We start from the raw sequence: 21,877 nt of genomic DNA on the forward strand, positions 1-21,877 counted from the left end.
GCGTCGGCGAGAGAGAGCCTGATGTCCACCACGCGATAGGCGAGGTAACCTGCATAGGCTAGTATTCGCGCGCTTCGTTTTTTTTGCGGTATGCGCCGATGGTTTGTGCGGAATCTGGCTTTTGGAGGTTGCAGGGACGGAAACACAACGCTGCCCAGTGGTATCTGCAACGTGTTTCAAGCGTCTAGCAATCAATGAACAGCAACGAGAGCCAGTCGCAGGAGTGTGACCGCGTTCGCGTGGGCGAATGCGTAGTGACCGTGTCGTCGCGCGAAGTGGACATGCCGGGTGCGCGTCGTCCGCGCCGTTTGACGCCCAAGGCGCTGGGCGTGCTGCGCGTACTGCTGCGCCAACCCGGCCGCGTGGTCACCCGCGATGAGCTGTTCGCCGAAGTGTGGCCCGATACGCTGCCTACCAACGATGTGCTGACCCAGGCGGTCACGCAGTTGCGCAAGGCCTTTGCCATCGGCGAAGACAGTGGCCAGTCGTACATCGAAACCATTGCCAAGACCGGCTATCGATTGCTGGTGCCGGTGCAGTGGCTGCACGACAGCGAACCGCAGCCGGAGGCGCAGGACAGTGCGCCGGTGGAGACCGCCGTCGACGCGCCAGTGGAGGATCCGCGGGATGCGCGCCGCCGCCGCTGGCGCCTGTGGCGCCGACGCCTGCTGCTGGCAGTGGGCGTGGCCATGCTGCTGGCCTTGTTGGTGCTGAGCGTGCTGCTGGCGCAACGTCCTGCGCCGTCCTCGCCGCTGGATGCCGTGGTGGAAGACGGCACGCGGGTCATCGGCAGCCCCGAACGTCCGTATCGGCTGATCACCGCCACCGCTGGTTTCGAGACCTATCCGACCCTGTCGCCTGATGGCTCGCAGGTGGCCTACGAAGGCGCCAACGATGACAGCCAGAACGGTGGCGCCATCCGCGTGCAGACCTCGGGCAACGCACCGGCGCGTCAGCTGGTGCAACCGCCGGCCGGTGCCAGCGACCGTTTTCCCAGCTGGTCGCCGGACGGGCGCGAGATCGCCTTCGCCCGCTTCGCTGCCGATGGCAGTTGCCAGGTGCTGATTGCCAGTGCCACCGGCGGCGCGTTGCGCCAGGCCACGCGCTGCGACGGCACCGAGCTGCTCAGCTTCGACTGGACCCCCGATGGCCGTGGCCTGGTGTTCGGCAGCATGGTGGGCCGCTATGCGCATCGCGGCATCCGCGTGCTGGACCTGCCCAGCGGGCAGTGGCGCGCGCTGCAGTACGGTGCCGGTGAAGATGATTTCGACTACGCGCCGCGCTATTCGCCCGATGGGCGCTGGCTGGTGTTCGTACGCAACCCGCAGCTGGGCGATCTGTGGCGCATGCCGGCCAACGGTGGCACCCCGGAACAGCTGACCAACGAGGCCGCCGAGCTGCGTGGCTGGGCCTGGCTGGGCGACGGCCGGCACATCGTGTTCGGCCGCCGCGTGGACAGCGAGGCGCGCCTTTACTACCTGGACGTGGAACGGCGCACGCTGCGCGATGCCGGCCTGGACGATGCACAGTGGCCGGCCGTTTCGCGGCGTGGCGACATGCTGGCCTTCGTCCATCGCCGCGCGCAGTTCGGCATGTTCCGCATGCCGGTGCAGGGCGGCAGCGCACAGCGCCTGTTCGCCTCCAGCGGGCGCGATGGACAGCCGATGGTGGCCCCGGACGGGCGGCAGCTGGTGTTCAGTTCAGACCGCTCGGGCAGTTTTGCGCTGTGGTGGGCCGACATGCAGCGCCCCGATTCGCTGCGGCCGATCGAAGGGCTGCGGCCGGAAGCGCGGCAGGCCCCTGACTGGTCCACCGACAGCCGCCAGTTGCTGGTGGTCGGGCGCGACGCGCACGGGCAGGCCGTGGTCTACGAAATCGCCCCGCGCGACGAGCGCCTGCAGGTGCTGCCTGTGCCGGTGCAGCAACCGCTGCAGGCGCTGTACGGGGCCACGCCGGATCAGGTGCTGGTACTGGAACGTGATGACCAGCAGCGGGTGCGGCTGAGCCTGTTTGATCGCACCACCCAGCCGTGGCGCCGCCTGGCCAGCCTGGACGGCGTGTCGCAGGCGCGCCTGGACCGCAGCAGTGGCCGGGTGCTGTACACCCGCCTGGCCGCCAGCGGGCTGTGGTCGATCAAACCCGACCTGGACGCGGGCAGCGTGCAGCAGGTCAGCGATGGCTGGCCCAGCCGCTGGCGCTATCGCACCTGGGCGGTGGCCGGCAACGGCCGCATCGATTACCTGGGCAGCACCGCCGACTGTTCCACCACGCTCACCCGCATGCAGGGCGGGGCGACCGAACCGGAGCGTTGCCTGGACGCGCAACGCCTGAGCGCAGGCAACGGGTTGAGCGCCAGTGCTGACGGAAGCGACCTGTATCTGGCCCTGGCAGTGTCCGACGGTGCCGACATTGGCGTGATGCACCTGCCGGCCGCAGCGCCGACGCTGTTCCCGGCGTTTTCCAAGCTGCTGATTTTCAACGACAAAGGGCCTTCGTAACTCTTTCGTGGCGAAGTCGTAGCGATTTCGTGGCGATCTCGGCGGTTCTTCCTGACCGGCATGCACCTGATTTGGCAAAACGGTGGCCTGTACTTGGCAAATCCGTGGTGCTCCCATGCGTCAACTCTCGCTGGCCGATCGTGGCCAAACCGTCTCGCTGGACAAGGCTGTCGATGACGTGGCCCCGACCTGCCTGGGCGTTGCCCGGCTGGGCAGCCTGCAGACGGCAGGCAGCAGCTTCACCGTCTGGATGCAGGTGCGTGGCACCTCGTGGGTGGAGGCCAAGGAAGGGCGCTTCCGCCTGCGCCAGGGCGAGTGGATCGCCTTCGAAAAGGAATCGCGCCCGCTGGTGCAGGCCGGTCGTAATGGTCTGTGCGTTGGCTTGAACCTGAACATCGAAGCGCTGCGCGCGCTGGCCGAGATGGCCGACTGCGGCCTGTATGCCGGTCGTGGCCAGATGAACCGCGGCGACGCCCGCGTGGCCCTGCGCCTGTGGCGCGACGCCCTGGCCAGCGGCCAGCCCGCGCAGTCGCTGCGTCCGCTGCTGCTGCACCTGGCGGGCCTGCAGCGTGGCCTGGCCGACAACGTGCAGCGGTGCCCGGGCCGCTCGCGCAGCCGCAAGCGCCAGGTGTTCGGCCGCATGCAGCGTGCGCGCCTGTACCTGGAAGGCAACAGCCACCGCGTGGTGCGCATTGGCGAACTGGCCGAGCTGACCAACTTCTCCAGCTGGTACCTGTCCAAGACGTTCCAGAGCCTGTATGAAGAAAGCCCGCAGTCGCTTTCGGCGCGCCTGCGTCTGGAACGTGCCGCCGACCTGCTGCGCGATACCGACATGATGGTGGGCGAAGTCGCCGCCGCCAGCGGTTTCGACAACTGCTGCAGCTTCGCGCGGGCCTTCCGCGCCCGCTATGGCACGTCTGCTTCGCGGTTCCGTGAAGAGGGTGCGAAGCTCCCGCCAAAATCAGCAAAGTCTCTCGTTGGTTCGCGCAAATACAGCGCTGCAACGCAATCGTAACGTGCTGGGGTGTTTTAACACGCTACTAACACGTACCTTGGAGAGATTGATGAACGTTCGCAACCCCGCCCTGCGGCTGGGCCTGCTGCCGGCCGGCATCGCGATTGCGCTGACCCCGGCCTTCGCTTCCGCCCAGGAAGCAACTGCTGCCACCACCCTCGATCGTCTGGAAGTCACCGGCTCGCGCATCCGCTCGGTGGACGTGGAGACCTCGCAGCCGGTTCTGACCCTGAGCCACGAGGAAATCCAGCGTTCGGGTCTGGTCAGCGTTGGCGACCTGCTGCAGAACCTGTCGGTTGCCGGCACCCAGACCTTCAGCAAGGCGGCCGTGCTGGCCTCCAACCCGGAGCAGGGCGGCCAGTACGTCAGCCTCTACAACCTGGGTGAGCAGCGCACGCTGGTGCTGGTCAACGGCAAGCGCTGGAGCACCAGCCTGGCCGGCTTCACCGACATGTCCACCATCCCGACCTCGCTGATCGATCGCGTGGAAGTGCTGAAGGACGGCGCCTCGGCCATCTACGGCTCCGACGCCATCTCCGGCGTGGTCAACATCATCCTGCGCAAGAACTTCGACGGCGCAGAAGCCAGCGTCTACTACGGCCAGAACAGCCGTGGCGACGGTGCCAAGACCCAGTACAGCCTGACCCTGGGCTCGACCGGCGAGCGTTCCTCGATCGTGTTCGGCGCCAACTACACCAAGGAAGATCCGGTGTGGGCCAAGGACCGTGGCCTGACCCGCTACAGCTACGGCCAGAACCACAAGGAAGACGGCCTGAGCCCTGCCGGCCCGTGGGGCCGCTTCACCGATCCGCGTGCCGCTGGCACCGAAGGTGCAGGCTCGTACAACTCCAAGGGTGTCTGGCAGCCCAACACCTGGGTGGTCAACCACACCGGTTCGTGGGACACCCCGGTTGGCGTCGGCGCTGATTCCAGCGACTGGAACAACTATCACCTGATCGGTGAAGACGACTACTACAACGCCTCCCAGCAGATGATGCTGAACCAGGGTGGCGAGCAGAAGTCGATGTTCACCTCGGCCAGCTACGACATCAACGACAACCTGCGTCTGAAGTCGACCGCGATGTACTCCGAGCGCGATTCTAAGCGCCAGATCGCCGGCTATCCGCTCACCGGCACCTCGCAGCCGACCTTCCCGGTCGTGATCAGCAAGGACAGCCTGTACAACCCGACCGGCCAGGACATCTCCGGCTGGGGCCGTCGTATCTTCGAACTGCCGCGCATCACTGAAAACAACGTCAAGTCGCTGCACTTCGACGCGGCGTTGGAAGGCAACTTCGACTTCAACAACCGTCCGTTCGACTGGGATGTGGGCATCAACTACAACCAGTACGATGTGACCCAGATCAGCTCGGGCAACATCAACCTGCTGGCCCTGCAGAAGGCCCTGGGCCCGTCGTTCATCAACGCCGCCGGCGTCGCCCAGTGCGGCACCGCTGCGAACCCGATCGCGCTGGGCACCGGCACCGGCCAGTGCACCCCGTTCAACGTGCTGGGCGGCGCTTCGGGTGCTACCCCGGACGCGCTGGCGTACATCAACACGATCCTGAACTCGACCGGCCAGAGCAAGAGCAAGCAGTACTTCGCCAACATCACCGGTTCGCTGTTCGACATGCCGGGTGACGCAGGCGAGTTCGCCTTCGCTGCTGGCTACGAGCACCGCGAAGTGTCCGGCTTCGACAACCCGGACGCGCTGTCCTCGGCCGGTTACACCACCGACCTGGCCGCACAGGCCACCAGCGGCCAGTACAAGACCAACGAAGTCTACCTGGAGCTGATGGTCCCGCTGCTGCGTGACATGCCGGGTGCCAAGGAACTGTCGCTGGATATCGCCAGCCGTTATTCGGATTACGACAAGTTCGGCAACACCGTCAACAGCAAGTTCAGCGTCACCTGGAAGCCGATCGAAGACCTGCTGGTGCGTGCCACCTACGGTGAAGGCTTCCGTGCACCGACCCTGGACGACACCTTCGGTGGCGGTTCGCAGACCTTCGACACCTTCACCGACCCGTGTGATGCCGTGTTCGGCCAGACCGCCAACGCCGGCGTTGCCGCACGTTGCGCCGGCCAGGGCCTGGCTTCGGACTTCCGCCAGACCGACGCCGCTGGCCGTCCGGTCACCGCACGTGACGTGCAGGGCAACGCGCCGTTCAACTCGGGCGTGGGCAACGAAACGCTGCAGCCGGAAACCAGCAAGACCCGCACCGCGGGCCTGGTCTACAGCCCGAGCTTCGTTGATGGCCTGAACGTTTCGCTGGATTGGTACAAGATCACCGTCGACAACGTGATCACCGCTGTGTCGGCCAACTACGTGCTGAACCAGTGCTACCAGAACAACAACGAAGCGTTCTGCAACCAGTTCAGCCGTGACGCCACCACCGGTCAGGTCACCAGCCTGAGCCGTGGCAACGCCAACCTGGGCTCGCTGGAAACCGAAGGCTACAACTTCGGCGTGCGTTACCGCCTGCCGGAATACGCCTTCGGCACCCTGTCGTTCAACCTGGACACCAACTACCTGGTCAGCTTCCGCCAGCAGGCCACCAAGGGTGCCGAGTGGGATGACTACGCAGGCTACTGGAACTACCCGCGCGTCCGCGGCACCCTGACCACCACCTGGACCAAGGGTGACCTGTCGGCTAACTGGAGCATGCGCTACTACGGTGGCTTCCGTGACTTCTGCTACGACCAGGAAGCCGGTATCGAGTGCAACCAGCCGAACTACCAGACCGACAACGGTGGTTGGGCCGGTGGCCTGGGTGCCAACAAGAAGGGCGCGATCGTCTATCACGACATCTCGGCCACCTGGCAGGCTCCGTGGAACGGCAGCGTGACCGTCGGTGCCCGCAACGTGTTCGGCAAGACCCCGCCGATCACCTACGCGGTGACCAACGCCAGCGCCGTGCAGCTCGATCCGATGCTGGACTACGATCGTTACCTGTTCGTGCAGTACAACCAGCGCTTCTGATCCATCGAAGCCTGGAACACGCAGTACAAGGAGGGCGGACCGCAAGGTCCGCCCTCTTTCTTTGCGCGATGCCCGGGTCTGCAGGCGGCATGAAAAAAGGGCAGGCCCTGCGGCCTGCCCCTGGTCTGCCTGCTTGTGCGGCGCTCAGGCCTCGCTGGGCACCAGCCCCATCAGGCTGTTGGCGTGCTCGCGCCACTGCGGCAGCTTGTTCAGCACGCCTGCGCGCTGCAGGTAGTCCTCGTCCACCGGGTCGCCGTTCACCAGTGCCAGCGCCACGTGCACCGCGCCGGTCACCCAGAAGCTGCGGGTGGTCGAACGCTGCGGCTGCAGATGGAAGGCCACGGCCTCGATGATCGGCATCGGCAGGCCCCACAGGCCCAGCAGGTAGGCGCCGGCCTCGGCATGGCCGGGCAGGGGATCGCCGCCCAGCGACGGGTCGGTGCGCTCGTTGCGCACCCCCGGCAGCAGCAGGCCGATATCGGCCAGCAGGGCAGCGGTGGCGCCAAGCTCGGCGCTGGATTCGGGCAGCAGGCGCGCGGCCAGGCGCGAGGCCATCAAGGCGCGCTGCTGCAGCGAATTACGCTCGGCCGCAGACAACGTGGGCGCGGAAAAGACCTCGCTGGCCAGCACCAGGTCGCGCAGCGTGGCCAGGCCCAGCCGCGTGACCGCGGTGCGCAGGTCGGCAATGGTGCGGCCCTGGCTGAAGAACGCCGAGTTGGACAGCTGCAGGACCTTGGCGGCAATGGCCGGGTCGGCGGCCACCAGCTTGGCGACATCGGCGCTGTCGGTCTCGTCGTCGTGTTCCAGCGCCTGGGTCAGGCTCAGGTACAGGTGCGGCGGCGACGGCAGCTTCTCGATGCGGCCGATGGCATCGCGCAGGCGCGGGCTGTCCAGCACTTCGCGCAGCTCTTCCAGGCTGGTAAGCGCTTCCAGCAGCACTTCCGGCGCCAGTGGCAGCGGCAGGAAGCGGTGGGCCACGCCGATCAGGCGCGCCGGCGGCGGCCGGTTGCCCTGCTGGGCATCGACCAGCGCGATACGGATGGTTTCCGGCCGCAGCGTACGGATCTGCCCCAGCAACGTGGTGGCATTGAGATCGGGCAGCAGCGGGCAGACGATCACCGCATCCACGCCCTGCGCGGCAACCACGCTCATCGCGCTGTGGCCATCGGTGGCGGTCAACGGTTGCCAGTCTTCCCCAAGATCGGCAATGAATTCGGACAGCTCAGCCGGCAGGCTGGCTGCATCCCCTACAAGCAGAATACGCACGACACATTCCCCTGGCTGTCTCGACGATGGGCGTCGAAGACGTGTGAAGTGACGCAATTTACCTAATACGGCGCCAACAGTGATGGACCGCCGTCATGAAACGTGACCAGGATCGCTCCTGCGGGCTTCGCCGGAGCGATCCTGTTCAGGATCAGGCCTTGCTGTCCAGGTGGCGCTGGTGCGCTTCGATCAGGATCTGCTTGGCCTCGGCCGCGCCACCCCAACCGTCCAGCTTCACCCACTTGCCCTTTTCCAGGTCCTTGTAGTGCTCGAAGAAGTGGCCGATGCGCTCCAGCCAGTGGCTGGACACCTGGGCGATGTCTTCCACGTGGGCGTAGCCACTGAAGATCTTCGACACCGGCACGGCCAGGATCTTTTCGTCGCTGCCCGCTTCATCGCTCATCTTCAGCACGCCCACCGGACGGCAGCGCACCACCGAACCCGGCACCAGCGGCAACGGCAGCACCACCAGCACGTCGGCCGGGTCGCCATCGCCGCACAGGGTGCTGGGCACGTAGCCGTAGTTGCACGGGTAGCGCATCGGGGTGGACAGGATGCGGTCGACGAAGATCGCGCCGGTTTCCTTGTCCACTTCGTACTTCACCGGCTCCGAGTCCTTCGGGATCTCGATGATGACGTTGATTTCTTCCGGCGGGTTCTTGCCGGGCGAGACGAGTTCCAGACCCATGGTGTGCTCCAGGTGGGGGGTGTAGACGGTTAGTCCCCCATTTTATGCCTTTGCCGGGCGCTGTGCAGGGGGGCGGTTCCCATCTGCCGCGGCGTGCATCGCCCACCGGCCGGTGCGGGCTTCCCCGATGGGCGGCCGTAACGGGCGGGCGCAGGCTGGAGCCTCGTTCACCTGGAGTGCTGACATGCGATGGATGATCGGGTGCTGCGGCGCCCTCCTGTTCTCTGCCTCGCTGCCCGGCCTGGCGCGCGGGCTGCATGTGGATCTGATCGACTACCCCCATCCCGAAGCCAACTGGAACCGCGCCTTTGATCTGGAAGCCGCCCTGGCCCGCGAGTTTTCCGCGCTGTGTGCCGATACTCTGTGCGAGGGCGACTACAGCAACTACCGGGTCATGCAGTTCCGCTGCGCGGTGCTGGCCGCGCGCGGCACCGTGCAACGCTGCGTCTGGGTGGTTGCCGCCAGCGAACTGACGGTGCAGGCCGATACCGGGCAGGTGCAGGTGGACAACGGGCGCTGGGCCTGCACGGTGCCGCTGCAGCCGGGCGTGCCCGTGGAAGCCTTCCATGCCGCGCTGGCTGCACCCGGAGGTCTGACCGCGCCGTTGCCCGGCGTTGGCCACGGCCTGTTCGAGGGCTTGGCTGCGTGCCTGCAGGGGCCGGGGAGGGTGGGCTGATGCGCATGCTCCTTGCCCTTGCGCTGTGCGCGGGTCTGCTGCTGGCTGGCGCTGTCCAGGCTGCCGGCCCCTACGTTGATGCGCGCCAGTACCCGACGCCTGCGGCCGGTCACGAGCGCTTTCTGGCCGCCGAACGCGCGCTGGTGCGCGGCTTCGATGACATCTGTGGCGATACCTTCTGCGAGGGGCAGTACTACAACCTCTGGGCCATGCGCCTGCGCTGTTCCGTGCATTCCGGCACTGGCGTGCTGGCCAGCTGCATCTGGACCTTTGCCGGTAGCGATACCCGCGTGCGCGGCGACGGCCGCTTCGACGTGGACCAGGGCGCATTTGCCTGCGCGTTGCCGATCGCCGCCGGTACGCGGCTTGAGGATGTGCTGCGCGCCTGGGAGGCGGCACCGGCCACAGAGGCGATTCATGTGCCGGTGCCGGGCATGCCCGGCAGCGTGTACGAGGCACTGACCGACTGCCTGTGATTGATGTGCTCGGCAATGCAAACGTGATTTATTCGCATCAACGGAGTAGCATGCGCGCCGCCCCTGTCTGCCCCCACCGCGCATGCCCTCCAATGCCGCCACGCTTACCGAACTGCTGATCCGCGAACGGCCGGCGCTGCTGCGCCGCGTGCAGCGCATCCTGGGCAGCGAAAGCAGCGCCGAGGACGTGATCCAGGCCGTGTGGTTCAAGGCCCGCGGCGTGGACAGCCAGCAGACCATCGACAACCCGCGCGCCTATCTGTACCGGCTGGCCATCAACCTGGCCACCGATCACGGCCGCGAGGCCACCCGTCGCAACCGTCTGCTGGCCGATCACTACCTGTGGCAGGACGAGGACACCGTGTCCACCGAATCGCAGGTGATGGCGCAGGACGAGTTGCAGCGTGTGCTGGAAGCGGCCGGCCATCTGCCCGAACCCACGCGTACCATCTTCCGCCTCAATCGCCTGCAGGGCCTGACCCAGGCCGACATCGCGCGGCGCCTGGGCGTGTCGGTCACCACCGTCGAGAACCACATGCGTTCCGCGTTGCAGCGGCTGGCCTGGGCTCGCGAGGGGCGATGATGGATCGGCTTGGGGCAGGCCCGCCCGCAGACGTCTTCCCTGCAGTGGCGTGCCTGCCACCCTGCACCCTGCCACGCGCGTGAACGCGTCCACCCGCCAGCCCATGAGCCCGCACCTGCCGACGTCCTCCGCCCACGATGCTGCCCTGGCCGAGCAGGCCCGCGACTGGATTGCCTGGTTGGCGGCCGGCGAGCTGAGTGATGCGCGCATGCAGGCCTTCGAGCACTGGCTGCAGCAGCCGGGCCATCGCCGTGCGTTCGAGCACGAGCGGCGGCTGTGGCGCAGCCTGGGACCGCCCCCTGCCTGCACGTCCGTCGCGCTTCCGCGTCGGCGCCCACGCCGTCTGCGTTGGGCGATGGCCGCCGCAGCCGCGGTGGCGCTGCTGGTGGTGTGGCCCGATGCCTGGCTGCGCCTGCAGGCCGACCACCGCAGCCAGCAGTTCGTGCAGGACGTGCGCCTGCCCGATGGCAGTCGCGCTGTACTCGACGCCGACAGCGCCATTGCCGTGCGCTTCGACGCGACGGCTCGGCAGATCGAACTGCTGCGTGGCCGTGCCTGGTTCGAGGTGGCGGCCGATGCCCAACGTCGTTTCAGCGTGTCGGCCGGCAACGGCGTAGTGGAGGACATCTCCACGGCATTCACCGTGGAACGGCAGGGCGATGGCGCGCAGACCGAAGTCGGGCAGGGGCAGGTACGCGTGGCCAGCCCGGCCGATGGCGGCTGGACCTACCTGCGCGCCGGGCAGCGGGCGTCATATGGGGGTCACAGCGGCGTACAGCGGCTGGCGGACGCCGGCACCGACAGCGTCGGCAGTTGGCGCCGCGGCGAACTGCTGCTGCAACAGACCCCGGTGACCGAGGCGATTGACCGCCTGGGCCGTTACCGCAGCGGCCCGACCTTCGTACGCGGCGATCTGTCATCGCTGCCGCCGATCAGCGCGGCCCTGCGCATTGATCGCCCCGAGCAGGCATTGGACACGCTGGCGGCCACCGCCGGCCTGCGGGTGACCCGCTGGCCGCTGGGCGTGGCCATCGTCCACCGGTAGATCCACGCCATGCGTCGCTGAATCCACCTTGGGGGTCCGCTCATCCCATCCGTCTTACTCCACGAACGTACCCGCCGCCGCCACGTACGTCGTTGTGTCCGCGCGCTGTGCGGATGACGCCGCGTCCGCGGTAACGCTCTCCTGACAGGTTTCCCATGTACGACTTCTCAAGCCGTGGCCGTCGGCCGCGTCCGTCCCGCCTGTGCATCGCGCTGCTGGCTGCCGGCCTGGCCGCCACCGCGCCTGCCGTCTTTGCCCAGTCCGCACCGCGCGGCGCCGACACCGCCGTGCAGCGCTTCGACATTCCTGCCCAATCGCTGGATGAAGCACTGCGCAGCTACATGCGCCAGTCCGGCGTGCAGGTGGCCTATGCCGCAGCGCTCACCGCCGGGCGCACCTCGCAGGCGGTCAGTGGCAACCTGCCGGCCAGCCAGGCGCTCTCGCAGCTGCTGCAGGGCACCGGTCTGCTGGCGCGCCCGGTGGGCCCCGATGCGATCATCCTGGAAGCCGGCGCGCCGCTGCAGGCGGGCGATGATGTGATCGTGACCGACACGCTGAGCGTGGCTGGCGACCCGGTGCAGGGCGGTGCGGTCAGTGATGAAGCCCGCCTGCTCGACAGCTACCGCACGGTGGGCTCGACCAGTACGATCAACCGCACCACGCTGGAACGCTTCCGCGGCACCTCCACCGGCGACATCGTCAAGGGCGTGGCCGGCGTGACCGCCGGTGATCCGCGCGTTGGCAACGGTTTCGACGTCAACATCCGCGGCATCCAGGGCCAGAGCCGGGTACCGGTCATCATCGACGGCGGCCAGTCCAGCATGGATACCTATCGTGGCTATGCCGGCCAGTCGCAGCGTACCTACCTCGATCCCGACCTGATCTCGCGGCTGACCATTACCAAGGGCCCCAGCCTGCAGGCCAACGCCTCCGGCGGCATCGGTGGCGTGGTGGAAATGGAAACGCTGAACGTGGACGACGTGCTGCGCGAAGGCCACGACGTGGGCGTGCGCGTGCGCGGCGGCCTGGCCAACGGCAGCGCCAACAACCTGCCGGGCTACGACGCCGCCCCGCGCAACGACCGCAGCGCCACCGGCAGCCAGTTCTTCAACGTGGCCGCGGCCGGCCACTGGGATCGCTTCGATCTGGTGGCCGCCTATGCCTATCGCGACAACGGCAATTACTTCTCCGGCAAGCACGGCTACGACGATTTCCCGCAGACTCGGCGCACGCTGGCGCCGCTGAACCCGCCGCGCACCGAAGTCTTCAACACCTCCTCGCGCTCGGAATCGGCGCTGCTGAGGGGCACCTGGCGCATCGATGATGCGCAGACCCTGGAACTGGGCTACCGCCGTTACGAGGGCACCGCCGGCGAGATCATGGCCTCGCAGATCATCCGCGTGGACCGCGATCGCGTGCCGCAGTGGGACCCGGGCCACGTCGACATGGACAGCTACAGCGCGCGCTACCGCTTCAACCCGGACAGCGACAAGGTCGATCTGCGCATCAACGCCTGGTACACCGACGCCGACAGCGTGATGTACAACAGCCTGACCGGCATCACCCCGTGGTACTTCGACCGCCACACCGAGTGGTACGACGCGCCCAGCTTCAGCGGCAACCCCGGCTACAAGGATGCCTACCGCAATCCGCTGCGGCAGAAGCGCTTCGGCCTGGACGCCAGCAACACCTCGATCTTCGAGACCGGCGCGGGCCGTTTCACCCTGGACTACGGCCTGTCCTACAGCGATGAAGACATCGCGCCGAGCAGCTCCGGCCCGATCATGCAGGACGACCTGGTCAACAACCGCTTTCTGCGCAATGCCTGGCGCAAGGAATACAGCGCCGTGGCCGCGCTGAAGTGGGAGCCCAACGAACACTGGGAACTGATGGCCGGCGGCCGCTGGAACCGCGTGGACGTGCACGACCGCAACCGCCTGGCCACCGTCGATGCCTATGAAGTGCAGGGCCAATACCGCTACACCGAGCTGCTGAACGGCAACCCGGCGCTGCCGTCATGGCGCGCCCAGCGCATCGCGCTGCTGAACTGGTACCCGGATGCTGACGGCAACTTCACCCAGGCCTCGCTGCTGGCCTCGCCGTACAAGAAGGGCACGGTGGCCGATCTGGGCGGCTGGAACTTCTACGATGCCGACGCTCCGGAGGACTACGAAGTGCCGGTCAGCTGGACCTGGTCGCAGCCGATCCACCGCCGTGACAGCGCGTTCTCGCCCACCGCCAGCGTGGCGTTCCGCTTCAGCGAAGACGCCATGATCTACCTGAAGTACGCCGAAGGCACCAAGCTGCCCAGCCTGTTCGAAACCACGCTGGGGCTGTTCACCGCCGCACGTCCGGTGGCGGAACTGAAGCCGGAAACCGCACACAGCTGGGAGCTGGGCGCCAGCACCATCCACCACGACCTGTTCACCGCCGGCGACCGCCTGGCGCTGAAGCTGGCCTACTTCGATACCCGCATCGACGACCTGATCACCCGCGACTACCGCACGCTGTCGGCCGGGCTGATCCGCAACATCGACCGCTTCAAGGTGTCGGGCCTGGAGTTCCAGTCCAGCTATGACAGTGGCACGCTGTTTGCCGATCTGTCGGCGCATTACTACTTCAAGGCCAAGACCTGCGCGCCGGACATTGCCGCCGAACGCCGCGCCTATGGCGTGCAGCGGAAGAACGCCGAACTGGCGGCCACCCCGGACTGCGTGGACGGCGGTTTCGAAGGGTCCTACACCAACACGCAGAACCCGCCGCGCTACATGGTCAACCTGACCCTGGGCTCGCGCCTGTTCGACGAGCGCCTGAGCTTCGGCACCCGCGTGGTGCACAACGCCGGCCCGATCAGCAAGCTGGACAAGGAATGGAACGTGGGCCTGTCGGCCATCCAGCAGCTCTACCGCCCCACCACGCTGGTGGACGTGTTCGCCAGCTGGACGTTCAACGACCAGCTGTCGGTGGAAGCCAACGTGGACAACCTGACTGATCGTTACTACCTGGACCCGCTTGCCCTGGGTGTGATGCCGGCCCCGGGCCGCACCGCACGCCTGGCAGTGACCTGGCGGTATTGACCGGCCGGGCAACATCGGGGTCGGATCCCTTTCCTGCGGAAAGGGCTCTGACCCCGGCCTGCGCGCTTACAGACCGCGCGCAGCCTTCACCGCATCTTCGTGCAGCGCCTCGTTCAGCTCGTCAACCACGGTGGTCCAGGCCGCGTCCGCTTCCAGCGATTCGGCCAGGAACTGGCGCTGCGCATCATTCCAGTACGGCGCGTCGACCACTTCCACTTCGGTGGCCAGCTGATGGCTGCGGATGAACTGGGCGATGCCTTCGGCGCTGGCCTCCAGGCCCAGCTGCAGGAACAGATTGGTCATGCGCGGTTCGGTGGTGATCATGGTCGTTACCTGGCGGGTTGGGAACCTGCATTATCGACGCTTGCGCGCTTGGGGAAATCCCCCGTTCAGACGTCTACTGCACGACGCTTCCCCGGGTTCCCTGCATGACCACCTCCGTGACTTCCGAAACCAGCCGCAGCGTGCGGCTCAAGACCGCCACCCGCGACAGCCACGGTGCGCTGGACAAACGCATCATGGCCGGCGATATCTTCGCCGACCGCAGCAACTTCGCCCGTTTCCTGCGCGTGCAGTACCGCTTCCACCGCAGCATCGACGCGCTGTATGCCAACCCCGCGCTGGATGCGCTGCTGCCGGACCTGCACGAACGCCGCCGCCTGCAGCAGGTGCGGCGCGACCTGCAGGATCTGGAACAGACGCTGCCCGGTGCCGATATCGCCGCGCTGGGCGATGACGTTTCCCTGCCGGCCGCGCTGGGCTGGCTGTACGTGGCCGAGGGCTCCAACCTGGGCGGCACGGTGCTGTACAAGATGGCCGCTGCGCTGGGGCTGGATCGCGACTTCGGCGCGCGCCACCTGGCCGCACACCCCGATGGCGCCGCGCGCCACTGGCGCGAATTCACCGCTGCGCTGGACGCGGTGGTGTTGACCGCCGAGCAGGAACAGCAGGTGATCGACGCCGCCGATACGGCGTTCCGCAGTGTGCATGGCCACGTCGAACGGGAGTTCTGCTGATGCCTGGGCGGCCGCTGCAGGCCGGCGCCTGATGCGCTGGCTGTGGTTCGCACTGGGCTGGCTGATGGTGAGCCTGGGGGTGATCGGCGCGCTGCTGCCGGTGATGCCCACCACCATCTTCCTGATCCTGGCGGTGGGCTGCTTCGCCCGCAGTTCGCCCAAGTTCGAGCAGCGCCTGCTGGCGCACCCGCGCTATGGCCCGTCGCTGCGCCTGTGGCGCGAACAGGGCGCGGTCTCGCGCAAAGGCAAGGCGTTCGCCAGCGCGGGCATGGCGGTGGGTTTCGCCCTGTTCTGCTGGGGCGCACACCCGTCCTGGCGCCTGCTGCTGGGCGTCGGCCTGTTCTTCGCGGTCAGCGCCGGCTACGTGCTCAGTCGCCCGGCACCGCGGCTGGAGCCCAATCCGGTCGTGGAAGTGGACGACGTCAATGATCCGCGCGCGGCCCGCCGTCGCGCAGCGACACCTGATGCTGATGGAAACCGAGACGATGCTGCCTGTTGACCTGGCCCCCGTGGCCGCCCCCGCATTGACCCCGTGGGGCATGTACCTTGCCGCCGACGTGGTGGTGAAGACGGTGATGATCGCGCTGGCACTGGCGTCGCTGGCCACCTGGACCGTGCTGCTGGCCAAGGGCTGGGAGCTGGCTCGCCAGGGCCGGCAGCTGCGCGCAGCGCGCGCGCTGTTGCTGCAGGCGCCGAGCCTGCCCGGCGAGAGCGCCGAGGCCAGTCTGCAGCAGGGCACCGCACTCGCCATGCTGGACGCTGCCCGCACCGAGCTGAGGCTGTCGCAGGAACTGGACAGCCGCGACGGCATCAAGGAACGGGTCGCGTCGCGCCTGGACCGCATTGAACTGGAAACCGCCCGCGTGCAGCGGCGTGGCATCGGCGTGCTCGCCAGCATCGGTGCGGTGGCGCCGTTCGTGGGCCTGTTCGGCACCGTGTGGGGCATCATGAACAGCTTCATCGGCATCGCCCACAGCAACACCACCAACCTGGCCGTGGTCGCACCCGGCATCGCCGAGGCGCTGCTGGCCACGGCGCTGGGCCTGGTCGCGGCGATTCCGGCCGTGCTGGTCTACAACCATTTCAGCCGTGTGCTGGCCGGCCTGCGTGGCCTGCTCGGCGATCTTTCGGCGGCCGTGCAGCAGCTGGTGTCGCGTGATCTGGACCGTGCCGCCACGCGTGCACCGGCCAGTGCCCTGCGTGCGGTGCACTGAATGGCGATCAGGACCGCCTCGGAGCGCGACGACACGCCTGAAGAGGCGTACGAGATCAACGTCACGCCCTTCATCGACGTGATGCTGGTGCTGTTGATCATCTTCATGGTGGCCGCACCGCTGGCCACCGTGTCGGTGCCGGTGCAGCTGCCGGCCAGCAGTGCCAGTGCCACGCCGCCGGAACAGGCGCCGGTGTACGTGACCGTCCAGGCCGATCTGTCGCTGCGCGTTGGTGAACAGGCCGTGGCGCGCGACAGCCTGGCGGCTGCATTGCAGGCGGCCACTCACAGTGACACCACGCAGCGCATCTTTCTGCGTGCCGATACCCACGTGCCCTATGGCGAGCTGATGGCCACGCTGGATGCGCTGCGAGCGGCCGGCTACCTGAAGGTGGCGCTGGTCGGCGTGGAGCAGGGCGCACGATGAGTGGACTGCGGCGCTGGGCGACCAGCCTGGCGATCGTGCTGCTGGTGCATGCGCTGTTGATCGGCGCGGCCTGCTGGTGGGCGGCCCGTGCGCCGGCGCTGACGGCTGCGGTTCCGCCTGCGGCGCTGATGCTGGAACTGGCGCCGATGGCGCAGGCACCGCCGGTGCCGCCGCGCGAGGTCGCCACAGGGCCGCTGCAGCAGCAACAGCAGCGGCAGGCGCCGAAGCCGGCCCTGCGCGAGCAGCCCAAGGCGCCGGTGCAGCCGCAGGGTGAGCTGCCACCGCCGCGTGCACCGGAGCCGACGCCGTCGCCGGACACCGCTGACGCCAACGTCGCGCAGACCAGCGCACCGCCGCAGGTGGCGGCTGACGCGGCCACACGCTACACCGCATCGCAGACAACGGCCGGCGAACGCAGTCGTGCCGAGGCAAGCTGGGAAGGGCGCCTGCTCGGGCATCTGCAGAAGCATCGACGCTATCCGCGCCAGGCCGAGCGGCTGCGCCAGCAGGGTGTGGTCTACGTGCGGTTTGCGGTTGCCCGCGATGGCGCGGTCTCGGGGGTGAAGCTGGGCCGCAGCAGTGGCTTCGCGCTGCTCGACCAAGAGACGCTGGACACCGTGCAGCGGGCCAGCCCGGTACCGGCGCCGCCGGCCGCAGTGGCCGACGACCCGGTGGAAGTGATGGTGCCGGTGTCGTTCTTCCTGCGAGGGCGGTGACCAGCCGTGGGGTCGGATCCCATTCCGCAGGAAAGGGCTCCGACCCCATGCGTTTGTGGCGTTACAGCAGCGGCACCAGCAGCAGCGCCACGATGTTGATGATTTTGATCAGCGGATTGATCGCCGGCCCGGCGGTGTCCTTGTACGGATCCCCCACCGTATCGCCGGTTACTGCCGCCTTGTGCGCGTCGCTGCCCTTGCCGCCGAAGTGGCCATCCTCGATGTACTTCTTGGCGTTGTCCCAGGCGCCGCCGCCGGTGGTCATGGAAATGGCCACGAACAGGCCGGTCACGATGGTGCCGATCAGCAGGCCGCCCAATGCGCGCGGCCCCAGCAGCAGGCCGACCACCACCGGTACCGCCACCGGCAGCAGCGAGGGCACGATCATTTCGCGGATCGCCGAACGGGTCAGCATGTCCACGGCCTTGTCGTACTGCGGTTTGCCGGTGCCCTGCATGATGCCGGGGATGTCGCGGAACTGCCGGCGCACTTCCTCCACCACCGCGCCGGCTGCGCGGCCGACCGCCTCCATCGCCATCGCGCCGAAAAGATAGGGAATCAGGCCGCCGATCAGCAGCCCGATGATCACCGTGTGGTCGCTCAGGTCGAAGCGGAATTCCTGACCGGGGTTGGCGGCCTGCAGGTTGTGGGTGTAGTCGGCGAACAGCACCAGCGCGGCAAGTGCCGCCGAACCGATCGCATAGCCCTTGGTCACCGCTTTGGTCGTATTGCCCACGGCGTCCAGCGGATCGGTAATGTCGCGGATATCAGAGGGCAGCTCGGCCATCTCGGCGATGCCACCGGCGTTGTCGGTGATCGGGCCGTACGCATCCAGGGCCACGATCATGCCGGCCATCGACAGCATCGCGGTGGCGGCGATGGCGATGCCGTACAGGCCGGCCAGCGCATACGCACCCCAGATCGCCGCACACACGGCCACCACCGGCAGGGCAGTGGACTTCATGGAAATACCCAGCCCGGCGATGATGTTGGTGCCGTGGCCGGTGGTCGAGGCCTGCGCCACATGCTGCACCGGCTTGTACTGGGTGCCGGTGTAGTACTCGGTGATCCACACGATCAGGCCGGTCAGCACCAGGCCGATCAGCGCGCAGCCGTACAGGGCAATCGGCCCGTGCACGTTGTCGCTCATCAGCCCGGTGGTGATCGGATAGAACGCGATGGCCGCCAGCACGCCGGAGACGATCACGCCCTTGTACAGCGCGCCCATGATCGAGCCGCCCGGCTTCACCTTCACGAACAACGCGCCGATGATCGAGGCGATGATCGACACGCCACCCAGCACCAGCGGGTACAGCACCGCGTTGGCGCCGGCTTCGCTCAGCATCAGGCTGCCCAGCAGCATGGTGGCGATCACCGTAACCGCATAGGTCTCGAACAGGTCGGCGGCCATGCCGGCGCAGTCGCCCACATTGTCGCCCACGTTGTCGGCGATCACCGCAGGGTTGCGCGGGTCATCCTCGGGAATGCCGGCTTCCACCTTGCCGACCAGATCGGCGCCGACGTCGGCGCCCTTGGTGAAGATGCCGCCGCCCAGCCGCGCGAAGATCGAGATGAGCGATGAGCCGAAGGCCAGGCCCACCAGCGCGTGCAGGGCCTGGTCCATCGGCAGCCCCAGCCGCAGCAGCAGCGCGTAGTACCCGGCCACGCCCAGCAGGCCCAGGCCGACCACCAGCATGCCGGTGATCGCGCCGCCACGGAACGCCACGTCCATCGCCGCGCTGATGCCGTGGCGCGCCGCTTCGGCCGTGCGCACGTTGGCCCGCACCGACACATTCATGCCGATGTAGCCGGCCGCACCGGACAGGACCGCACCGACGGCAAAGCCGATGGCCGTGTACCAGCTCAGGAACACGCCCACCAGCACGAACAGCACCACGCCGGCCACGCCGATGGTCAGGTACTGGCGGTTCAGATAGGCGCGTGCGCCTTCCTGGATCGCCGTTGCAATGGCGACCATGCGTTCGTTGCCGGTGGGTTGGCGCAGGATCCAGCGCGCCGAGACGATGCCAAACAGGATGGCGAGGACAGCGCAGCCCAGCGCCAGTGACAGCCCATGACGTTCCAGCATTAGACCCCTCCGCAGATTGGATGATGAGCATCCAGTGGCGATGAACTTCACCACGAAGGGGACGACGGGCTGCAGCCTGGAACCAACCCGTGCCGACCATGGCGGTCGTCCAACGTATGGCGGTGTTCAGCATTCCCTGGTGGACGCAGTATGCGTCCCACCTTCTGTAGAGTCGAGCCATGCTCGACTACCCCTTGCCACCAAGCGCGCCACCGCCCTTTGCACCCCGTTAAGCCACGCTCTGCAAGCCTGCGCACAGTCCCGTAGGAGAACTCCCATGCGCCTTCCCCTGTTGATGATCGCCGTGCTGGCCCCTGCATTGCCGGCGCTGGCGGCCGAAACCCCGGAACTGCAGCGCGCCGTGGGTGCACCGCAGGCCGTGGGCGCCACGCACACGCTGCGGCAGATTCCCGAAGCCTGCGCGCGCCTGGAAGGCGCCTTCACCGGGCAGGCGGCCGAGCCGTACCGCTTCGCCGCCGTGCGCACCAGCGAGCAGTGCCAGCCACGCGCGCGCTTCGTCGATTACGCCAAGGCCCAACCCAGTGCGGACAAGGGCTGGAAGCTCAATGATGTTATCCGCGTGCCCAATGCCGCCTGCCCGGCGCAGCAGGCCGTGGTGCGGGTGTGGCGCCTGCCGGTGAACAACACCCAGGCGCTGGATGGCCAGGGCCAGTCGCGCATCTATCTGGAAGAAGCGAAGAAGCAGGCCGCCGCCGGCAAGATCCCGCAGGTGACGATGTTCGCCGCGCAGCTGCAGATGGAAGGCAAGGCCTGCCCGTAGACCGCGGGGTCAGAGCCCGTTGCAGGCAACGGGATCCGACCCCGGTTCGGTATTGGCTTCTAGCCTTCGAACGCGGGCAGCTTCTTCTTCACCGCCACGTTCTTCAGCATTACGTATTTCGGCAGACCATCGCTGCCATAGGGCAGCGGCGCTTCGCCCTTGATCAGCGGCGACAGGTAGGCGCGCGCCTTGGCGGTGATGCCGAAGCCATCGCGGCGGATGAAGCCGGCCGGCATCTTCTTTTCATGGTTGGCGATCTTCGACAGCGGCGCCGCTTCGATCTTCCAGCGGTAGGGCGCATCGCTGCTGCGCACGATCACCGGCATCACCCCGTTCTGGCCCTTCAGCGCCAGCTGCACGGCCGCCTTGCCCACCGCCTGCGCCTGTTCCCAGTCGGTCTTGCTGGCCAGGTGGCGGGCCGAGCGTTGCAGGTAGTCGGGCAGCGCCCAGTGCACCTTCAGGCCCAGCTGGTCCTTCACCCGGCCCGCCAGATGCGCGGCCACGCCGCCCAGCTGTGAGTGCCCGAACGAATCCTTGCTGCCCCCGGCATCGGCCACGAAGCGACCGTCGGCGGTGGCGATGCCTTCGGAGGCCACCACCACGCAGTAGCCCACCCGTTCCACCACCGCCTTCACCTTGGCCAGGAACGCGGCCTCGTCGTAGGCGCGCTCGGGCAGCAGGATGATGTGCGGGGCTTCATCCTCGCCATTGCCGGCCAGACCGGCGGCGGCGGCCAGCCAACCGGCATGGCGGCCCATCGCCTCGTAGATGAACACCCGGGTGGAGGTCTCGGCCATGGCCGCCACGTCCAGCGCCGCCTCGCGCACCGACACGGCGGTGTACTTGGCCGCCGAACCGAAGCCCGGGCAGGTATCGGTCACCGCCAGGTCGTTGTCGATGGTCTTGGGCACGCCGATGCAGGTCAGGTCATAGCCCGACGCCTTGGCCAGCTGCGAAACCTTCAGCGCGGTGTCGGCCGAATCGTTGCCGCCGTTGTAGAGGAACCAGCGCACATCGTGGGCGCGCAGCACCTCCAGCAGGCGGTCGTAACGCGCGCGGTCGGCGTCAAGGGATTTCAGCTTGAAGCGGCACGAGCCGAAGGCACCGCCCGGGGTATGGGCCAGCGCGCGGATGGCCGCGGCACTTTCCTTGCTGGTGTCGATCAGCTCTTCGCGCAGGGCACCGAGGATGCCGTTGCGCGCCGCCAGGACCTTGATGCCCTTGGCCCGGGCCTGCTCGATCACCGCCGCCGCCGAGGCATTGATGACGGCGGTGACGCCGCCAGACTGGGCGTAGAGGAGGGTGCCGTTGCGCATGCTTCTACCTGC

At 67.6% G+C, this 21,877-nt stretch carries 19 protein-coding genes; 14 read left to right on the forward strand and 5 right to left on the reverse strand.

Annotated elements, in window-relative coordinates; translation table 11 throughout:
• Nucleotides 1–194: 194 nt before the first annotated feature.
• The 3 genes from C1922_RS15690 to C1922_RS15700 all read left to right on the forward strand — a co-directional run bounded on the left by C1922_RS15690 (nucleotide 195) and on the right by C1922_RS15700 (nucleotide 6,496).
• Nucleotides 195–2,498, forward strand: coding sequence for a winged helix-turn-helix domain-containing protein (locus C1922_RS15690; RefSeq protein WP_108750611.1), 2,304 nt, complete (start codon nucleotides 195–197; stop codon nucleotides 2,496–2,498).
• Nucleotides 2,499–2,613: 115 nt separating this feature from the next.
• Nucleotides 2,614–3,513, forward strand: coding sequence for a helix-turn-helix transcriptional regulator (locus C1922_RS15695; protein ID WP_108750612.1), 900 nt, complete (start codon nucleotides 2,614–2,616; stop codon nucleotides 3,511–3,513).
• Between the two features lie 49 nt (nucleotides 3,514–3,562).
• A complete protein-coding gene (locus C1922_RS15700) occupies nucleotides 3,563–6,496 on the forward strand; it encodes a TonB-dependent receptor (protein ID WP_108750613.1) in 2,934 nt (977 codons plus the stop codon).
• A gap of 144 nt (nucleotides 6,497–6,640) precedes the next feature.
• On the opposite strand, the gene C1922_RS15705 is transcribed toward C1922_RS15700, so the two are convergent.
• Both C1922_RS15705 and ppa read right to left on the reverse strand, forming a co-directional pair.
• Complete coding sequence (locus C1922_RS15705; protein ID WP_108750614.1) at nucleotides 6,641–7,762, reverse strand: HDOD domain-containing protein; 1,122 nt, start codon at nucleotides 7,760–7,762, stop codon at nucleotides 6,641–6,643.
• Nucleotides 7,763–7,913: 151 nt separating this feature from the next.
• A complete protein-coding gene (gene ppa / locus C1922_RS15710) occupies nucleotides 7,914–8,450 on the reverse strand; it encodes an inorganic diphosphatase (protein WP_005410935.1) in 537 nt (178 codons plus the stop codon).
• A gap of 184 nt (nucleotides 8,451–8,634) precedes the next feature.
• On the opposite strand from ppa, the gene C1922_RS15715 reads away from it, so the two are divergent.
• The 5 genes from C1922_RS15715 to C1922_RS15735 all read left to right on the forward strand — a co-directional run bounded on the left by C1922_RS15715 (nucleotide 8,635) and on the right by C1922_RS15735 (nucleotide 14,307).
• Complete coding sequence (locus C1922_RS15715) at nucleotides 8,635–9,126, forward strand: hypothetical protein (protein ID WP_108750615.1); 492 nt, start codon at nucleotides 8,635–8,637, stop codon at nucleotides 9,124–9,126.
• A gap of 5 nt (nucleotides 9,127–9,131) precedes the next feature.
• The gene (locus C1922_RS15720) at nucleotides 9,132–9,602 is read left to right on the forward strand and encodes a hypothetical protein (protein WP_234413343.1); all 471 of its coding nucleotides are present in this window, start codon (nucleotides 9,132–9,134) and stop codon (nucleotides 9,600–9,602) included.
• An 82-nt stretch (nucleotides 9,603–9,684) separates the two neighbouring features.
• On the forward strand, nucleotides 9,685–10,185 hold the full coding sequence (locus C1922_RS15725; RefSeq protein ID WP_108750617.1) for an RNA polymerase sigma factor: 501 nt from the start codon (nucleotides 9,685–9,687) through the stop codon (nucleotides 10,183–10,185).
• 103 nt (nucleotides 10,186–10,288) lie between these two features.
• Nucleotides 10,289–11,230, forward strand: a complete 942-nt coding sequence (locus C1922_RS15730; protein ID WP_108751625.1) for a FecR domain-containing protein — start codon at nucleotides 10,289–10,291, stop codon at nucleotides 11,228–11,230.
• A 155-nt stretch (nucleotides 11,231–11,385) separates the two neighbouring features.
• Complete coding sequence (locus tag C1922_RS15735) at nucleotides 11,386–14,307, forward strand: TonB-dependent receptor (protein ID WP_108750618.1); 2,922 nt, start codon at nucleotides 11,386–11,388, stop codon at nucleotides 14,305–14,307.
• A gap of 66 nt (nucleotides 14,308–14,373) precedes the next feature.
• Here C1922_RS15735 and C1922_RS15740 read toward each other — a convergent pair whose 3' ends face one another.
• Nucleotides 14,374–14,631 carry a DUF2789 domain-containing protein gene (locus tag C1922_RS15740; protein ID WP_108750619.1) on the reverse strand — a complete coding sequence of 86 codons (258 nt, stop codon included), beginning with the start codon at nucleotides 14,629–14,631 and terminating at the stop codon, nucleotides 14,374–14,376.
• 104 nt (nucleotides 14,632–14,735) lie between these two features.
• Between C1922_RS15740 and C1922_RS15745 the strand changes: the two genes are divergently transcribed.
• The 5 genes from C1922_RS15745 to C1922_RS15765 are packed head-to-tail and all read left to right on the forward strand — an operon-like array spanning nucleotide 14,736 to nucleotide 17,679.
• Nucleotides 14,736–15,323 (forward strand): biliverdin-producing heme oxygenase, encoded by a 588-nt coding sequence (locus C1922_RS15745; protein WP_108750620.1) that lies wholly within the window; start codon nucleotides 14,736–14,738, stop codon nucleotides 15,321–15,323.
• A 31-nt stretch (nucleotides 15,324–15,354) separates the two neighbouring features.
• On the forward strand, nucleotides 15,355–15,822 hold the full coding sequence (locus C1922_RS15750) for a YbaN family protein (protein ID WP_108750621.1): 468 nt from the start codon (nucleotides 15,355–15,357) through the stop codon (nucleotides 15,820–15,822).
• Nucleotides 15,809–16,537 carry a tonB-system energizer ExbB gene (gene exbB / locus C1922_RS15755; protein WP_234413347.1) on the forward strand — a complete coding sequence of 243 codons (729 nt, stop codon included), beginning with the start codon at nucleotides 15,809–15,811 and terminating at the stop codon, nucleotides 16,535–16,537. Before C1922_RS15750 ends, exbB begins: the two co-directional genes overlap by 14 nt.
• Nucleotides 16,538–16,963, forward strand: a complete 426-nt coding sequence (gene exbD, locus C1922_RS15760) for a TonB system transport protein ExbD (protein WP_108750623.1) — start codon at nucleotides 16,538–16,540, stop codon at nucleotides 16,961–16,963. It begins immediately after the preceding gene.
• On the forward strand, nucleotides 16,960–17,679 hold the full coding sequence (locus tag C1922_RS15765; RefSeq protein WP_108750624.1) for an energy transducer TonB: 720 nt from the start codon (nucleotides 16,960–16,962) through the stop codon (nucleotides 17,677–17,679). Before exbD ends, C1922_RS15765 begins: the two co-directional genes overlap by 4 nt.
• Before the next feature lie 61 nt (nucleotides 17,680–17,740).
• Here C1922_RS15765 and C1922_RS15770 read toward each other — a convergent pair whose 3' ends face one another.
• Nucleotides 17,741–19,768 (reverse strand): sodium-translocating pyrophosphatase, encoded by a 2,028-nt coding sequence (locus C1922_RS15770; protein WP_108750625.1) that lies wholly within the window; start codon nucleotides 19,766–19,768, stop codon nucleotides 17,741–17,743.
• 277 nt (nucleotides 19,769–20,045) lie between these two features.
• Between C1922_RS15770 and C1922_RS15775 the strand changes: the two genes are divergently transcribed.
• On the forward strand, nucleotides 20,046–20,549 hold the full coding sequence (locus C1922_RS15775) for a hypothetical protein (RefSeq protein ID WP_108750626.1): 504 nt from the start codon (nucleotides 20,046–20,048) through the stop codon (nucleotides 20,547–20,549).
• A 59-nt stretch (nucleotides 20,550–20,608) separates the two neighbouring features.
• On the opposite strand, the gene C1922_RS15780 is transcribed toward C1922_RS15775, so the two are convergent.
• Nucleotides 20,609–21,865, reverse strand: a complete 1,257-nt coding sequence (locus C1922_RS15780; RefSeq protein WP_108750627.1) for a 6-phosphofructokinase — start codon at nucleotides 21,863–21,865, stop codon at nucleotides 20,609–20,611.
• Nucleotides 21,866–21,877: the final 12 nt, after the last annotated feature.

The organism is Stenotrophomonas sp. ZAC14D2_NAIMI4_7 (assembly GCF_003086675.1).
Lineage (GTDB): Bacteria > Pseudomonadota > Gammaproteobacteria > Xanthomonadales > Xanthomonadaceae > Stenotrophomonas.

Coding starts and splice junctions, on each gene's coding strand:
- C1922_RS15690 (WP_108750611.1), top strand. CDS start 195: ATGAACAGCAACGAGAGCCAGTCGCAGGAGTGTGACCGCGTTCGCGTG.
- C1922_RS15730 (WP_108751625.1), top strand. CDS start 10,289: ATGAGCCCGCACCTGCCGACGTCCTCCGCCCACGATGCTGCCCTGGCC.
- C1922_RS15780 (WP_108750627.1), bottom strand. CDS start 21,865: ATGCGCAACGGCACCCTCCTCTACGCCCAGTCTGGCGGCGTCACCGCC.
- exbB (WP_234413347.1), top strand. CDS start 15,809: ATGCTGCCTGTTGACCTGGCCCCCGTGGCCGCCCCCGCATTGACCCCG.
- C1922_RS15700 (WP_108750613.1), top strand. CDS start 3,563: ATGAACGTTCGCAACCCCGCCCTGCGGCTGGGCCTGCTGCCGGCCGGC.
- exbD (WP_108750623.1), top strand. CDS start 16,538: ATGGCGATCAGGACCGCCTCGGAGCGCGACGACACGCCTGAAGAGGCG.
- C1922_RS15715 (WP_108750615.1), top strand. CDS start 8,635: ATGCGATGGATGATCGGGTGCTGCGGCGCCCTCCTGTTCTCTGCCTCG.
- C1922_RS15720 (WP_234413343.1), top strand. CDS start 9,132: ATGCTCCTTGCCCTTGCGCTGTGCGCGGGTCTGCTGCTGGCTGGCGCT.
- C1922_RS15750 (WP_108750621.1), top strand. CDS start 15,355: ATGCGCTGGCTGTGGTTCGCACTGGGCTGGCTGATGGTGAGCCTGGGG.
- C1922_RS15695 (WP_108750612.1), top strand. CDS start 2,614: ATGCGTCAACTCTCGCTGGCCGATCGTGGCCAAACCGTCTCGCTGGAC.
- C1922_RS15765 (WP_108750624.1), top strand. CDS start 16,960: ATGAGTGGACTGCGGCGCTGGGCGACCAGCCTGGCGATCGTGCTGCTG.
- C1922_RS15745 (WP_108750620.1), top strand. CDS start 14,736: ATGACCACCTCCGTGACTTCCGAAACCAGCCGCAGCGTGCGGCTCAAG.
- C1922_RS15770 (WP_108750625.1), bottom strand. CDS start 19,768: ATGCTGGAACGTCATGGGCTGTCACTGGCGCTGGGCTGCGCTGTCCTC.
- C1922_RS15740 (WP_108750619.1), bottom strand. CDS start 14,631: ATGATCACCACCGAACCGCGCATGACCAATCTGTTCCTGCAGCTGGGC.
- C1922_RS15725 (WP_108750617.1), top strand. CDS start 9,685: ATGCCCTCCAATGCCGCCACGCTTACCGAACTGCTGATCCGCGAACGG.
- ppa (WP_005410935.1), bottom strand. CDS start 8,450: ATGGGTCTGGAACTCGTCTCGCCCGGCAAGAACCCGCCGGAAGAAATC.
- C1922_RS15775 (WP_108750626.1), top strand. CDS start 20,046: ATGCGCCTTCCCCTGTTGATGATCGCCGTGCTGGCCCCTGCATTGCCG.
- C1922_RS15735 (WP_108750618.1), top strand. CDS start 11,386: ATGTACGACTTCTCAAGCCGTGGCCGTCGGCCGCGTCCGTCCCGCCTG.